Below are 14,879 nucleotides of genomic sequence, written 5' to 3'. Positions count from 1 at the left end.
GGCATGGTTGAGGGCTATTAATGCACGTTACACAATTCGCGTGAGTTATTCAAAAAACTGACTAATTTTCGCTTTCAGAATGTCGATAGCGATGCGATTTTTCCCCCCACGCGGCACGATGATGTCGGCGTACTGCTTGGACGGTTCGATAAACTGCAGGAACATTGGACGCACGGTTTTCTGATACTGAGCCATCACCGAGTCCATCGAACGCCCGCGTTCGTTAACGTCACGCTTGATACGACGCATCAGGCAAATATCCAGCGGGGTATCAACGAAAATAGAGAAGTTCATCTCTTCACGCAGGCGCGCATCCGTCAGCAGCAGGATCCCTTCAAGGATGATCACTTTTTTCGGTTCGATGTGGATCGTTTCCTGGGTACGGGTGTGCTCGACGTAACTATAGACCGGCAGTTCGATAGCGGTGCCGCGTTTTAAGGTCTGCAAATGCTGGAACAGCAGACTATGGTCCATCGCATTAGGATGGTCATAATTGGTTTTTACCCGATCTTCCATGGACAGGTGACTTTGGTCTTTGTAATAGCTATCTTCAGGGATAACACCGATATGCTCATCACCTACCTGCTCGCGTAATTCGCGATACAGCGTACTAGCAATAAGACTTTTACCTGAAGCCGATGCGCCGGCGATGCCTACAATGACGCACTGATGAGACTTATCAGTCATAAATTTTGCGACCCGATTAACCTGGATGATAGGAAGGACGGCACGGACAGACAATATTATTCAAGAGGTGAAGCTCTGAATAATCAGGTGTACCCGCGCCAAACGCGGCAATTATAGGGATTTCATAGCGACGATACCAGTCGAATGCATCGTTCTGCGGTGACAATCGGTGAAACGCTGTCGAGGCGCGTTTCGGCGCAAGTCGTTATTCACGAAGTAAATATTACACTTGTGATCAATTGCCGATTATTGTCAATAAGTGTCACCGATCCGATAAAAGGCGCGTAAGTTGGTGCATAATCAGCGGTAATGTCAGCAAGGCCGGAGTGTGTCGTTCCGGATAATCGTGGTAATGAAGAAAGAAAAACTGTACATCCCCATCGCCCTGACCTCACCGTTTCGTACGGCGCAACTCCTGTTTGGCCTCGGGTTCCTGACGTTCCTGTTCACGCTCTATTCGTTCGCGCTGATGCATCAGCCAAGTGACCTGTCGCCGGTGTGGTTCCCGACGGCGGTCATGATGGCAGGATTCTATCGTTTTAAGCGTTCCCTGTGGCCCGGTATTGGGCTGGCGAGCGTGCTGGGTATTATTACCGCAACGAGCCTCTACTCCCCGTCGGCGGTGACGCTAACTTATCCGGCGATTAACATTCTCGAGGCGCTGGTCGGCGCATTGCTGCTACGTCGCTGGCTGGTGCTCGATAACCCGCTGCAAAATCTGGTGGACTGGACCCGCATGGCGATCGCCTGCGCGCTGGTGCCAGCGTTGCTGGGCGGCATTCTGGTCGCCAGCCTCTCTCCCGGCACGAACGCATTGCAAACGCTGATAGTTTGGGTGCTTGCCGAGGCTACTGGCGCGTTAGCGCTGGTTCCGATTGGCCTGCTGCTGAAAGCCCGGTTTGCCACGCGTTATCAAAATACCGCGCTGCTGGTTTCCACGCTGCTGACCGCCGTGCTTACCCTGGCGCTAAGTATTACAGCAATGCTCTATCTACCGTGGCCGTTCACCTTCATCATGGTGTTGCTGATGTGGAGCGCCGTGCGCCTACCGCGTTTAGAGGCGTTTATCATCTCCTTGCTGACCATTATGGTGGTGCTGATGCTGACCTCTTTGCACCCGCTGGTTCAGCACATGATTGAGAACACCCTCAACAGCTATCGCCTGCACAATATGCCGGGACTGCCGTTCCTGATGGTGCTGCTGCCGACCGGCGTAATGAGCATCGCCATGTACGCCGTGCACAACGAACGCCGACATATTGCCGAGAGCGAAACTCGCTTCCGTAACGCGATGGAGTATTCCGCCATCGGCATGGCGCTGGTCGATACCTACGGGCAGTGGCTGCAGGTCAACAAATCGCTGAGCGCCTTCCTTGGCTACAGCCAGGACGAGTTGCACCGGATGACCTTCCAGCAGGTGACCTGGCCGGAAGATTTAGCTACCGATTTGGCCCAACTCGATCGGCTGAATCGCGGGGAAGTTGACAGCTATTCGCTGGAGAAACGCTACTGCACCAAGCACGGAGAGGTGGTCTGGGCGCTGCTTGCCGTCTCGGTCGTGCGCAATAACGACGGCACGCCGCTCTATTTTATTAAGCAGGTTGAAGATATCAACTCGCTGAAAAAAAGCCGCGAAGCGAATAAAGCGCTGATGGCGGAGCTCACCCAGGCCAACGAAGCGCTGTTCCAGGAAAAAGAGCGCCTGCATATCACCCTCGACTCCATTCATGATGCGGTGATCAGCACTGACAATAAGCAAAACATTATTTTCATGAATCCGGTCGCTGAAAAAATGTGCGGCTGGAAGCAGTCAGAAGCGCAAGGCAAGCCATTGCTTACCGTGTTACGTATTACCGAGGGGCCAGGTGGAGAGATACTGGAAGCCCTCAGCGCGCAGGCGGGTCCAGAAAGCGACGCCGAGTACGACAACAGCTTGAAAAACCGCTATGGCGACAGCTTTGACATCCACTACAGCATGACGCCGCTAAAAACCCTTGAGGGGGAGCATATCGGCTTCGTGCTGGTCATTCAGGACGTTACCGAATCGCGCAAACTGCTGCGCCAGCTCAGCTACAGCGCGACCCACGATGCGTTGACCGGACTGCCCAATCGTTCAAGCTTTGAAAGCCAGCTCAAAGGGCTGTTGAAAGTGCTGCCGGGCAGCCACCAGTCGCACGCGCTGATTATGCTCGACCTTGATTTCTTTAAGGCGGTCAACGACAGCGCGGGACATGCGGCAGGCGATGCGCTGCTGCACGAAATTGCCTCGTTGATGCGCTCAATGCTGCGCCCCAGCGATATTCTGGCGCGCCTCGGCGGCGATGAGTTCGGTTTTATTCTGCGCCACTGCTCCACCGAGCAGGCGGTGAACGCCACCGAGCGCGTCGTCGAGGCGATTAATCACTACGAATTTATCTGGGCAGGCCGCCTGCACCGGGTGGGCGCCAGCGCCGGGTTAACCCTGGTGCATGAGCACAACGCTAAACTGGCGGAACTGCTGGTACAGGCCGACGCCGCCTGCTACGAGTCGAAAAACAACGGACGTGGCAGAGTCACGGTCTACACGCCGGTGATTCATACCGGCGACCAGTCGTCCGTATGCCAGATATGCAATAACGCGTAAGAGCGCCAGGGTTGCCAGCGCTCGGCGTAAACGCGAATTTGCGCGGGCGTCATTCCCGGGAAACGCTGTTTGATCAGGTAATCATCCGGCAGGAAAATATCCTTCGCCTGCCAGGCACGCAGTGCGAAGTAGTTTGCCGTCCAGCGACCAATGCCGGGAAACTGCTGTAGCGTTTTAAGCGCCTGGGGAACATCCTCAGGCAGCGCTTGCGGCAGCTCGCCGTTGACCGTCGCCTGCGCGAAATAGATAAGCGCCTCCGCGCGTTTTAGCGGCATCCCCAGCGCTTTCAGCGCCAGCGGGTCGCCCGCCGCCAGACGCGCGGCGGTAGGAAACAGGAAAAAGCCCTCCTCTTCAGCCAACGGTTCGCCATAGAGCGCCACCACGCTACCTGTCAGCTTCGCCGCCATCTTCACACTCACAAGCTGGCCGAGAATCGCCCTTATCCCCTGTTCAAATGGCTCAAGTGCTCCCGGCAGACGCAGCCCCGGTCTGGCGGCAGCGAGATCGCCCAGCGCATGCTGAATTTGCTGCGGACAGCAGCGCAGGTCCAACAGCTTTTCCACGCCTGCCAGCGCCCGGTCGGCCACGGGTAAAAGCCCGGTGGAGAGCGTGACGCAAAGTCGGTTGTGCGCCGTGTCCGGCGTCATGGTGATAAGCCCGTGATGTTCGCCACAGCGCCAGCTGCGGGTGTAGCTACCGCCGTCAAAACGTTCAATACCGCTGACGGCACGCGCCTGCAGAAAGCCAAACATCCATTGCCAGTCGTACGGCGGTAACCACGGCAGTTCAAACATCGTTGCTCCTTAAGCACATAGCGATAAGCCGAGCGTAATAGCATAGCGGGTTATCACGTCAGTGACCTTGCTTTCATATTCCAGTTGCCGCCTTCGCGACATTCCGCTAAAGTCGCCCCCCTTTCTTCACTGGCATGGGGATAATTGTCGTGTTTATTGGTTTTGACTACGGGACGGCGAACTGTTCTATCGCCGTGATGCAGGATGGCGCACCGCGCATGCTGACGATGGAAAACGGCAGTACGCTGCTGCCTTCAATGCTCGCGGCGCCAACGCGCGAAGCGGTGAGCGAGTGGCTTTATCGCCACCATCAGGTGCCTGCCACCGGCGATGAAGCGCAGGCGCTGCTGCGTCGGGCGATGAACTTCAACCGCGAAGAAGATATCGACGTACTGAGCAATAGCGTGCAGTTTGGCCTCGCGTCGCTCAAGCAGTACATCGCCGACCCGGAAGAGGTCTATTTTGTTAAATCACCGAAATCGTTCCTTGGCGCCAGCGGCCTGAAGCCGCAGCAGGTGGCGGTATTCGAAGACCTGGTCTGCTCGATGATGCTGCATATTCGCCAGCAGGCGCAGTCGCAGCTCGCGGATAAGCTCGACCAGGCGGTGATTGGCCGCCCGATTAACTTCCAGGGACTCGGTGGCGACGACGCTAACGCCCAGGCGGTCGGCATCCTTGAACGTGCGGCAAAGCGCGCGGGCTTCCGTGAAGTGGTGTTCCAGTATGAACCGGTTGCCGCGGGGCTCGATTTCGAAGCCACGCTGAGTGAAGAAAAACGCGTGCTGGTCGTCGATATCGGCGGCGGTACCACCGACTGCTCGGTGCTGTTGATGGGGCCGCAGTGGCGCACCCGTCACGACCGTGAACAGAGCCTGCTTGGTCACAGCGGCTGCCGCGTCGGCGGTAACGACCTGGACATCGCGCTGGCCTTTAAGAGCCTGATGCCGCTGCTCGGCATGGGCGGCGACACCGAAAAAGGCATCGCCCTGCCGATTCTGCCGTGGTGGAACGCGGTGGCTATCAACGACGTTCCGGCACAAACCGATTTTTACAGCGCGGCCAACGGCCGACTGCTGCGCGACCTCGCCCGTGATGCCCGCGACGCCGAGAAAGTCGCCCTGCTGTATAAGGTCTGGCAGCAGCGTCTGAGCTACCGTCTGGTACGCAGCGCCGAAGAGAGCAAAATCGCGCTGTCCGAAGCCGCACAAATTGACACCTCGCTGCCGTTTATCAGCGACGAACTGGCCACCGCTATCAGCCAGGATGGGCTGGAAGCGGCGCTGAACCAACCGCTGACGCGCATTCTTGAACAGGTGCAGTTGGCGCTGGAAAACAGCAACGAAAAGCCGGATGTCATCTACTTAACCGGCGGCAGCGCACGCTCACCGCTGATTAAGAAGGCGCTGGCGCAACAGCTTCCCGGCATTCCAATTGCCGGTGGCGACGATTTTGGCTCGGTGACCGCTGGTCTGGCCCGCTGGGCGCAGGTGGTTTTCGCCTGAAATATCGTCGTTGACTTCGCTGTTTTTTCGACCTATCGTAAAGGAATGAGGGTAAGGGAGGATTTCTCCTCCCCCTGGTGTCTTAGTAAGCCGGTAAGCTAAACACTAAGAGTATCACCAGTATGATGACTAACTTCATCATAACCCTTTCCTTATATAAGGCCCCTTCGTCAGGAGGGGCTTTCCTGTTTTAGCGCCCTGCTAAACGCCGCTGACGGTAGCACGCGTTAGCCCGGCCCGCAGTTTCGTCCCCAGAGTTTGCGAGCCTACTCGTAAAGCCGTTCAGGATTCGGACGATTCCTTCCGTCTTTCATATTTCCTCCATTTTTTCTGAGCGTTCCGTAACTAAACTAGTATCATTTCGTGAAATGATTCAGGGCGAGAAACGGATAACAATGAAAGGCATTCATAACCATCGCTGGCGTATTGCGCTGGCCGTGCTGGTAGCGATCGCAGTCGCGTTCGGTATCTGGCACTTCAGCAGCAATTCTGATACCTCGGGTTCCACCACCGCGAAACCGGCGGGCGCGCCTGCCGCTGGCGGTCGTCACGGCGGTCGCTTTGGCGGCACGCTGGCGCCGGTTCAGGCCGCCACCGCCACCAGCGAAGCGGTACCTCGCTATCTGAGCGGGCTGGGTACCATTACCGCCGCCAACACCGTCACCGTCCGCAGCCGCGTTGACGGCCAACTGATGGCGATTCACTTCCAGGAAGGGCAGCAGGTGAAAGCCGGTGACCTGCTGGCAGAAATTGACCCAAGCCAGTTCAAAGTCGCCCTCGCCCAGGCGCAGGGGCAGCTGGCAAAAGACAGAGCCACGCTCGCCAACGCGCGTCGTGATTTATCCCGCTACCAGCAGTTGGTGAAAACCAACCTGATCTCCCGTCAGGAACTGGATACCCAGCAATCGCTGGTCAGTGAATCCGAAGGGACCATCAAAGCCGATGAAGCCGCCGTCGCCAGCGCCCAGCTGCAGCTCGACTGGAGCCGTATCACCGCGCCAATCGATGGCCGCGTGGGCTTGAAACAGGTCGATATCGGCAACCAGATCTCCAGCGGTGATACCACCGGTATCGTCGTTCTGACTCAGACTCACCCAATCGACCTGGTCTTCACCCTGCCGGAAAATGATATTGCTACCGTGGTTGCCGCGCAGAAAGCGGGGAAAAGTCTGGTGGTTGAAGCCTGGGACCGCACCAACAAGCAGAAGCTGAGTGCCGGTACGCTGCTGAGCCTTGATAACCAGATTGATGCCACCACCGGCACCATCAAACTCAAAGCGCGCTTTAACAACCAGGACGATGCGCTGTTCCCGAACCAGTTCGTTAACGCCCGCATGCTGGTCGATACCCAGCAGAACGCCGTCGTTATCCCTACCGCCGCCCTGCAGATGGGCAACGACGGTCACTTTGTCTGGGTGCTGAACAGCGACAATAAAGTCAGCAAACACACCGTGGTGCCGGGCATTCAGGACAGCCAGAAAGTGGTGATTGATGCCGGACTTTCTGCCGGTGACCGCGTGGTGACCGACGGTATCGACCGCTTAACCGAAGGGGCCAAAGTGGAAGTCGTCACCGCCCACGATGCCACCACCTCCGGAACGGAAAAACCGGCGGCGGCTGAAGGCCATGCCGCCAGCCATAAAGGAGCGCGCGGCTGATGCAAGTTTTACCGCCGAGCAACACGGGCGGCCCGTCCCGTCTGTTTATTATGCGCCCTGTCGCCACCACGCTGCTGATGGTGGCGATTCTGCTGGCCGGTATTATCGGCTACCGTTTTCTGCCCGTCTCCGCGCTGCCGGAGGTGGACTACCCCACCATTCAGGTAGTCACGCTTTATCCGGGTGCCAGCCCGGACGTGGTGACCTCGGCGATTACCGCGCCGCTTGAACGCCAGTTCGGACAGATGTCCGGGCTGAAGCAGATGTCATCGCAAAGCTCCGGCGGCGCATCGGTTGTCACCCTCCAGTTCCAGCTCACGCTGCCGCTGGACGTTGCTGAGCAGGAAGTACAGGCTGCGATTAACGCCGCCACCAACCTGCTGCCAAGCGACCTGCCTAACCCACCGGTCTACAGCAAGGTCAACCCGGCGGATCCGCCGATCATGACCCTCGCCGTCACCTCAACTGCCACGCCGATGACCGAAGTGGAAGATATGGTTGAGACCCGCGTGGCGCAGAAAATTTCGCAGGTCTCTGGCGTCGGTCTGGTAACGTTGGCGGGCGGTCAGCGTCCTGCCGTGCGCGTGAAGCTGAACGCTCAGGCCATTGCCGCCCTCGGGCTGACCAGCGAAGATATTCGCACCGCCATTACCAATGCCAACGTTAACTCGGCGAAAGGTAGCCTCGACGGCCCCGCGCGCGCGGTGACGCTCTCGGCAAACGACCAGATGCAGTCGGCGCAGGAGTACCGGGCGCTGATTATCGCCTACAAAAACGGCGCGCCGATTCGCTTAGGCGATGTAGCGACCGTGGAACAAGGGGCAGAGAACACCTGGCTTGGCGCGTGGGCCAATAAAAAACAGGCCATCGTGATGAACGTGCAGCGCCAGCCGGGAGCTAACATCATCTCCACGGCCGATAGCATCCGCCAGATGCTACCGCAGCTCACCGAGAGCCTGCCGAAATCGGTCAAGGTTGAGGTGCTTTCCGACCGTACCACCAACATACGCGCCTCGGTCTCCGACACCCAGTTCGAGCTGATGCTGGCGATTGCGCTGGTGGTGATGATCATCTATCTGTTCCTGCGTAACGTTCCGGCGACCATCATCCCCGGCGTTGCCGTGCCGCTCTCGCTGGTCGGCACGTTCGCGGTGATGGTGTTTCTTGATTTCTCGATTAACAACCTGACGCTGATGGCGCTCACCATTGCCACCGGCTTCGTGGTTGATGACGCCATCGTAGTGATTGAGAACATCTCGCGCTATATCGAAAAAGGCGAGAAGCCGATGACCGCAGCGCTGAAAGGCGCGGGCGAGATTGGCTTTACCATTATTTCCCTCACCTTCTCGTTGATTGCGGTACTGATCCCACTGCTGTTTATGGGTGATATCGTTGGCCGCCTGTTCCGCGAGTTCGCCGTCACCCTGGCGGTCGCCATACTGATCTCCGCCGTGGTGTCGTTAACGCTGACGCCAATGATGTGCGCGCGCATGCTCAGCCACGAATCGCTGCGCAAACAGAACCGTTTCTCCCGCGCCAGCGAGCGTTTCTTTGACCGGGTGATTGCCGGTTATGGGCACCTGCTGGCCCGCGTGCTGAACCATCCGTGGTTAACCCTGAGCGTGGCGCTCAGTACGCTGGCGCTGTCGGTGATACTGTGGGTAACCATTCCGAAAGGCTTCTTCCCGACGCAGGATAACGGCATTATTCAGGGCACCTTACAGGCGCCGCAGTCGGTGTCATTTGCCAGCATGGCGCAGCGCCAGCAGGCGGTGGCCGATGCGATTCTGAAAGACCCAGCGGTCGAAAGCCTGACCTCTTTCGTCGGCGTGGACGGCACCAACCCGGCGCTCAACAGCGCCCGTTTACAGATTAACCTCAAGCCGCTGAGCGAGCGTGACGACCGCGTACAGGCGGTTATCAGCCGTCTGCAGCAGTCGGCTGACCGCATTCCGGGCATCCAGCTCTATCTGCAGCCAACGCAGGATCTGACCATCGATACTACCGTGAGCCGCACGCAGTATCAGTTCACCCTGCAGGCCAACTCGCTCGATGCGTTAAGCCAGTGGGTACCACAACTGATGGAACAGCTTCAGGCACTGCCGCAGCTCTCGGATGTCAGCAGCGACTGGCAGGATCAAGGGCTGGTGGCCTACGTTAACGTTGACCGCGACAGCGCCAGCCGCCTCGGTATTTCAATGGCGGACGTCGATAACGCGCTGTACAACGCCTTTGGCCAGCGTCTTATCTCCACCATTTACACCCAGGCTAACCAGTATCGCGTGGTGCTCGAACACGATACCCGCCAAACGCCGGGGCTGGCAGCGCTTGATAACATTCGCCTGACCAGCAGCGACGGCGGCATCGTGCCGTTAACCGCGATTGCCAAAGTTGAGCAGCGGTTTGCGCCGCTGTCGATAAACCACCTCGACCAGTTCCCGGTGACCACCATTTCGTTCAACGTGCCGGATAAGTACTCGCTGGGCGATGCGGTGCAATCGATTCTGGACACCGAAAAAACGCTGAACCTGCCGTCAGATATTCGTACCGAATTCCAGGGCAGCACCCTCGCCTTCCAGTCCGCACTCAGCAGTACTATCTGGTTGGTGGTTGCGGCGGTGGTGGCGATGTATATCGTACTCGGCGTGCTCTATGAGAGCTTTATTCACCCGATCACCATTCTGTCGACGCTGCCAACCGCGGGCGTCGGCGCGCTGCTGGCGCTGATGATTGCCGGTAACGAGCTGGACGTGATTGCCATCATCGGCATCATCCTGCTGATTGGTATCGTGAAGAAGAACGCGATCATGATGATCAACTTTGCGCTCGCCGCCGAGCGTGAACAGGGCATGGCACCGCGCGAGGCGATTTACCAGGCCTGCCTGCTGCGTTTCCGCCCGATTCTGATGACCACGCTGGCGGCCCTGCTGGGGGCGCTGCCGTTGATGCTGAGTACCGGCGTCGGCGCGGAGCTACGCCGCCCGCTGGGGATTGGCATGGTCGGCGGTCTGTTGGTAAGCCAGGTGCTAACGCTGTTCACCACCCCGGTTATCTATCTGCTGTTCGACCGACTGTCGCTGTACCTGAAAAGTCGGTTCCCGCATCGTGAAGAGGAAGCGTAAGTGAAATTTTTCGCGCTCTTCATCTACCGTCCGGTGGCGACGATTCTTATTTCGCTCGCCATTACGCTGTGCGGGATCCTCGGATTCCGCCTGCTGCCGGTCGCCCCGCTGCCGCAGGTCGATTTTCCGGTGATTATGATCAGCGCCTCGCTGCCGGGGGCGTCGCCAGAGACCATGGCCTCATCCGTGGCAACGCCGCTGGAGCGCTCGCTTGGGCGTATTGCGGGGGTCAACGAGATGACCTCAAGCAGCTCGCTTGGCAGTACGCGCATCATTCTTGAATTTAACTTCGACCGCGATATCAACGGCGCGGCGCGTGACGTACAGGCGGCCATTAACGCCGCACAGAACCTGCTGCCAAGCGGCATGCCGAGTCGCCCGACCTACCGTAAAGCTAACCCGTCAGATGCACCAATCATGATCCTGACGCTGACCTCTGACACCTATTCCCAGGGCGAACTGTACGACTTCGCCTCTACCCAACTGGCGCAGAGCATTTCGCAAATTGACGGCGTGGGCGACGTCGACGTCGGCGGCAGCTCCCTGCCCGCCGTGCGCGTTGACCTCAACCCACAGGCGCTGTTTAACCAGGGCGTGTCGCTGGATGCCGTGCGCACCGCCATCAGTAACGCCAACGTGCGCAAACCGCAGGGGGCGATTGACGACACCACCCACCGCTGGCAGCTACAAACCAACGACGAACTGAAAAAAGCCGCTGAATACCAGCCGCTGATCGTTCACTACAACAACGGCGGCGCGGTGCGCCTTGGCGATGTCGCCAATGTGACCGACTCGGTACAGGATGTCCGCAACGCCGGGATGACCAACGCCAAACCGGCGATTTTGCTGATGATCCGCAAGCTGCCGGAAGCCAATATTATCGACACCGTGGACCGCATCCGTGCGGAACTGCCGGAGCTGCAACAGACCATTCCTGCGGCAATTGACCTGCAAATCGCCCAGGACCGCTCGCCCACCATCCGCGCCTCGCTGGAGGAAGTTGAGCAGACGCTGGTGATTTCCGTCGCGCTGGTCATTCTGGTGGTCTTCCTGTTCCTGCGCTCCGGACGCGCAACGCTTATCCCCGCCGTGGCGGTGCCGGTGTCGCTGATTGGCACCTTTGCCGCCATGTACCTGTGCGGCTTTAGCCTCAATAACCTGTCGCTGATGGCGTTGACCATCGCCACCGGCTTTGTGGTCGATGATGCCATCGTGGTGCTGGAGAATATCTCACGCCATATTGAGGCCGGGATGAAACCGATGCAGGCGGCGCTTCAGGGTAGCCGCGAGGTGGGCTTCACCGTTCTGTCGATGAGCGTTTCACTGGTCGCGGTATTCCTGCCGCTGCTGCTGATGGGCGGCCTGCCGGGGAGGCTGCTGCGGGAGTTTGCCGTCACGCTGTCGGTGGCTATCGCTATTTCGCTCGCCGTCTCGCTCACCCTCACGCCGATGATGTGCGGCTGGATGCTGAAATCTAACCGTCGGCATTCGCCAACCCGCAACAAAGGATTTGGGCGCGTTCTGGTCGCCATGCAGCAGGGCTACGGTAAATCGCTGAAGTGGGTATTGGGGCATGCGAAACTGGTCGGCGTGGTGTTCCTCGCCACCATTGCGCTCAATATCTGGCTGTATATTACGGTGCCGAAAACCTTCTTCCCGGAACAGGATACCGGGGTGCTGATGGGCGGCATTCAGGCTGACCAGAGCATCTCGTTCCAGGCGATGCGCGGCAAGCTGCAGGACTTTATGAAAATCATCCGCGAAGACCCGGCGGTGGATAACGTCACCGGCTTTACCGGCGGCTCGCGGGTTAACAGCGGCATGATGTTTATCACCCTGAAAGCGCGCAACGTGCGCCATGAATCGGCGCAGCAGGTTATCGACCGGCTGCGTAAAAAGCTCGCCAAAGAGCCGGGGGCTAACCTGTTCCTGATGGCGGTACAGGATATTCGCGTCGGCGGCCGTCAGGCCAACGCCAGCTACCAGTACACGCTGCTCTCCGACGACCTCAGCGCGCTGCGGGAATGGGAACCGAAAATTCGTAAAGCGCTGGCGGCACTGCCGGAGTTAGCCGACGTCAACTCAGACCAGCAGGACAACGGCGCGGAAATGGACCTTATCTATGACCGTGAAACCATGTCACGGCTGGGGATCAGCGTCGAAGCGGCCAACAGCCTGCTGAACAACGCCTTTGGTCAACGCCAGATCTCCACCATCTACCAACCGTTGAACCAGTATAAGGTAGTGATGGAGGTGGATCCGGTTTATACCCAGGACGTCAGCGCGCTGGACAAAATGTTCGTGATTAACAGCGAAGGCAAGGCGATTCCGCTGTCGTACTTCGCCAAATGGCAGCCCGCCAATGCGCCACTGTCGGTTAACCACCAGGGGCTGTCGGCGGCATCGACGGTCTCTTTCAACCTGCCGACCGGTAAATCACTGTCGGAAGCGAGCGATGCCATCACGCGGACCATGACCCAGCTTGGCGTGCCGTCCACGGTGCGCGGCTCATTCGCCGGTACCGCGCAGGTATTCCAGCAGACAATGAACTCGCAGGTGATCCTGATCATTGCCGCAATTGCTACGGTCTATATTGTGCTGGGGATCCTGTATGAGAGCTACGTTCACCCGCTGACCATCCTCTCAACGCTGCCTTCTGCGGGCGTCGGGGCGCTGCTGGCGCTGGAGCTATTCGATGCCCCATTCAGCCTAATCGCCCTTATCGGGATCATGCTATTAATTGGCATTGTGAAGAAAAACGCCATCATGATGGTCGACTTCGCCCTTGAAGCGCAGCGTAACGGTAACCTCGCCCCGGAAGAGGCGATTTTCCAGGCCTGTCTGCTGCGTTTTCGTCCGATTATGATGACCACGCTGGCGGCGCTTTTTGGTGCCTTACCGCTGGTTCTCTCCGGGGGCGACGGTTCGGAACTGCGTCAACCGCTGGGGATTACCATTGTAGGGGGTCTGGTGATGAGCCAGCTGTTAACCCTCTACACCACCCCGGTGGTCTATCTGTTCTTCGATCGTCTGCGTCTGCGTTTTTCACGTCAACCCCGACAATCGGTAACTGAATAACTATGACTGACCTACCCGCCAACGTTCGCTGGCAACTCTGGATCGTGGCATTCGGCTTTTTTATGCAATCGCTGGACACCACGATCGTCAATACCGCCCTCCCCTCAATGGCGCTAAGCCTCGGGGAGAGCCCGCTGCATATGCACATGGTGGTGGTCTCCTACGTGCTGACCGTCGCGGTGATGCTGCCCGCCAGCGGCTGGCTGGCTGACCGGGTTGGCGTACGAAATATCTTTTTCACCGCCATCGTACTGTTCACCGCCGGTTCGCTATTCTGCTCGCTCGCCGGAACGCTCAACGAGCTGGTGATGGCGCGCGTACTACAAGGGATTGGCGGTGCCATGATGGTGCCGGTAGGCAGACTGACGGTGATGAAAATCGTCCCGCGCGACCAGTATATGGCGGCAATGACCTTCGTCACCATTCCCGGTCAGGTTGGCCCGCTCCTCGGCCCGGCGCTCGGCGGGATTCTGGTGGAGTACGCCTCCTGGCACTGGATCTTCCTGATTAACATTCCGGTCGGCATTATCGGCTGTATTGCTACGCTGGCGCTGATGCCCAACTACACCGTCCAGACCCGGCGATTCGATATCGCGGGTTTTGTCGTGCTGGCACTGGGCATGGCGACCTTAACGCTGGCGCTGGATGGGCAAAAAGGCCTCGGCATCTCACCGTTGATGATGGGTGCGCTGGTGGCTATCGGCATCGTCTCTATCGTGATGTATCTTTGGCACGCCCGCGGCAACGACGGCGCACTGTTCAACCTCAAGCTGTTCCGTACGCCAACCTTCTCTCTTGGCTTGGCCGGCAGCTTTAGCGGGCGTATCGGCAGCGGCATGCTGCCGTTTATGACCCCGGTATTCCTGCAAATTGGCATGGGTTTCTCGCCGTTCCACGCCGGGCTGATGATGATTCCGATGGTGCTGGGCAGCATGGGGATGAAGCGCATTGTGGTGCAGGTGGTGAACCGCTTTGGCTATCGCCGCGTGCTGGTGGTCAGCACCGTTAGCCTGGCCGTTATCAGCCTGCTGTTTATGTTCACCGCGCTGGCGGGCTGGTACTACGCGCTGCCGGTGATCTTGTTCATTCAGGGAATGGTGAACTCCAGCCGCTTCTCGTCGATGAACACCCTGACGCTGAAAGACCTGCCCGATGAGTTTGCCAGCAGCGGCAACAGCCTGCTGTCGATGATCATGCAGTTGTCGATGAGTATCGGCGTCACCATCGCCGGGATCCTGCTCGGCACCTTCGGTCAACAGCATATCGCCGTCGGCAGCGACGCGACGCACCACGTCTTTATGTACACCTATCTTTGCATGGCGGCGATTATTGCCCTCCCGGCGTTGGTCTTTGCCCGCGTACCGGACGACACCACCAAAAACGTGGTGATCGCCCGACACAAACTCAAGGAGTAA

Annotated in this window: 9 protein-coding genes; 6 read left to right on the top strand and 3 right to left on the bottom strand. The window is 58.4% G+C overall.

Annotated features, from left to right (window positions below):
- Positions 1-45 precede the first annotated feature (45 nt).
- Complete coding sequence (gene udk / locus HII27_RS05635) at positions 46-687, bottom strand: uridine kinase (protein WP_185666974.1); 642 nt, start codon at positions 685-687, stop codon at positions 46-48.
- A gap of 352 nt (positions 688-1,039) precedes the next feature.
- Here udk and HII27_RS05630 point away from each other — a divergent pair, with 352 nt between their 5' ends.
- On the top strand, positions 1,040-3,310 hold the full coding sequence (locus HII27_RS05630; protein ID WP_185666973.1) for a PAS domain S-box protein: 2,271 nt from the start codon (positions 1,040-1,042) through the stop codon (positions 3,308-3,310).
- Here HII27_RS05630 and alkA read toward each other — a convergent pair.
- Positions 3,262-4,104, bottom strand: a complete 843-nt coding sequence (gene alkA / locus HII27_RS05625; protein WP_185666972.1) for a DNA-3-methyladenine glycosylase 2 — start codon at positions 4,102-4,104, stop codon at positions 3,262-3,264. The genes HII27_RS05630 and alkA overlap by 49 nt on opposite strands.
- Positions 4,105-4,253: 149 nt before the next feature.
- On the opposite strand from alkA, the gene yegD reads away from it, so the two are divergent.
- Positions 4,254-5,606, top strand: a complete 1,353-nt coding sequence (yegD, locus tag HII27_RS05620) for a molecular chaperone (RefSeq protein ID WP_185666971.1) — start codon at positions 4,254-4,256, stop codon at positions 5,604-5,606.
- 82 nt (positions 5,607-5,688) lie between these two features.
- Here yegD and HII27_RS27515 read toward each other — a convergent pair whose 3' ends face one another.
- On the bottom strand, positions 5,689-5,748 hold the full coding sequence (locus HII27_RS27515) for a type I toxin-antitoxin system Ibs family toxin (protein ID WP_185667046.1): 60 nt from the start codon (positions 5,746-5,748) through the stop codon (positions 5,689-5,691).
- A 253-nt stretch (positions 5,749-6,001) separates the two neighbouring features.
- On the opposite strand from HII27_RS27515, the gene HII27_RS05610 reads away from it, so the two are divergent.
- From HII27_RS05610 to mdtD, 4 genes are read left to right on the top strand one after another with little or no spacing between them, the layout of a single operon-like run.
- Positions 6,002-7,264, top strand: coding sequence for an MdtA/MuxA family multidrug efflux RND transporter periplasmic adaptor subunit (locus HII27_RS05610; RefSeq protein ID WP_185666970.1), 1,263 nt, complete (start codon positions 6,002-6,004; stop codon positions 7,262-7,264).
- Positions 7,264-10,386, top strand: coding sequence for an MdtB/MuxB family multidrug efflux RND transporter permease subunit (locus HII27_RS05605; protein WP_185666969.1), 3,123 nt, complete (start codon positions 7,264-7,266; stop codon positions 10,384-10,386). Before HII27_RS05610 ends, HII27_RS05605 begins: the two co-directional genes overlap by 1 nt.
- Positions 10,387-13,464 carry a multidrug efflux RND transporter permease subunit MdtC gene (mdtC, locus tag HII27_RS05600; RefSeq protein WP_185666968.1) on the top strand — a complete coding sequence of 1,026 codons (3,078 nt, stop codon included), beginning with the start codon at positions 10,387-10,389 and terminating at the stop codon, positions 13,462-13,464.
- A 2-nt stretch (positions 13,465-13,466) separates the two neighbouring features.
- Positions 13,467-14,879, top strand: a complete 1,413-nt coding sequence (gene mdtD / locus HII27_RS05595) for an MFS transporter (protein ID WP_185666967.1) — start codon at positions 13,467-13,469, stop codon at positions 14,877-14,879.

Source organism: Kluyvera sichuanensis (assembly GCF_014218705.1).
Taxonomy (GTDB): Bacteria; Pseudomonadota; Gammaproteobacteria; order Enterobacterales; family Enterobacteriaceae; genus Kluyvera; species Kluyvera sichuanensis.
Note: the sequence above shows the minus strand (reverse complement) of the source record. Positions and strands in the feature narration are given on the sequence as shown.

Excerpts from the sequence above, each read along its gene's own strand:
- HII27_RS05610 (WP_185666970.1), top strand. The coding sequence starts at position 6,002 with ATGAAAGGCATTCATAACCATCGCTGGCGTATTGCGCTGGCCGTGCTG.
- mdtD (WP_185666967.1), top strand. The coding sequence starts at position 13,467 with ATGACTGACCTACCCGCCAACGTTCGCTGGCAACTCTGGATCGTGGCA.
- HII27_RS05605 (WP_185666969.1), top strand. The coding sequence starts at position 7,264 with ATGCAAGTTTTACCGCCGAGCAACACGGGCGGCCCGTCCCGTCTGTTT.
- alkA (WP_185666972.1), bottom strand. The coding sequence starts at position 4,104 with ATGTTTGAACTGCCGTGGTTACCGCCGTACGACTGGCAATGGATGTTT.
- udk (WP_185666974.1), bottom strand. The coding sequence starts at position 687 with ATGACTGATAAGTCTCATCAGTGCGTCATTGTAGGCATCGCCGGCGCA.
- HII27_RS05630 (WP_185666973.1), top strand. The coding sequence starts at position 1,040 with ATGAAGAAAGAAAAACTGTACATCCCCATCGCCCTGACCTCACCGTTT.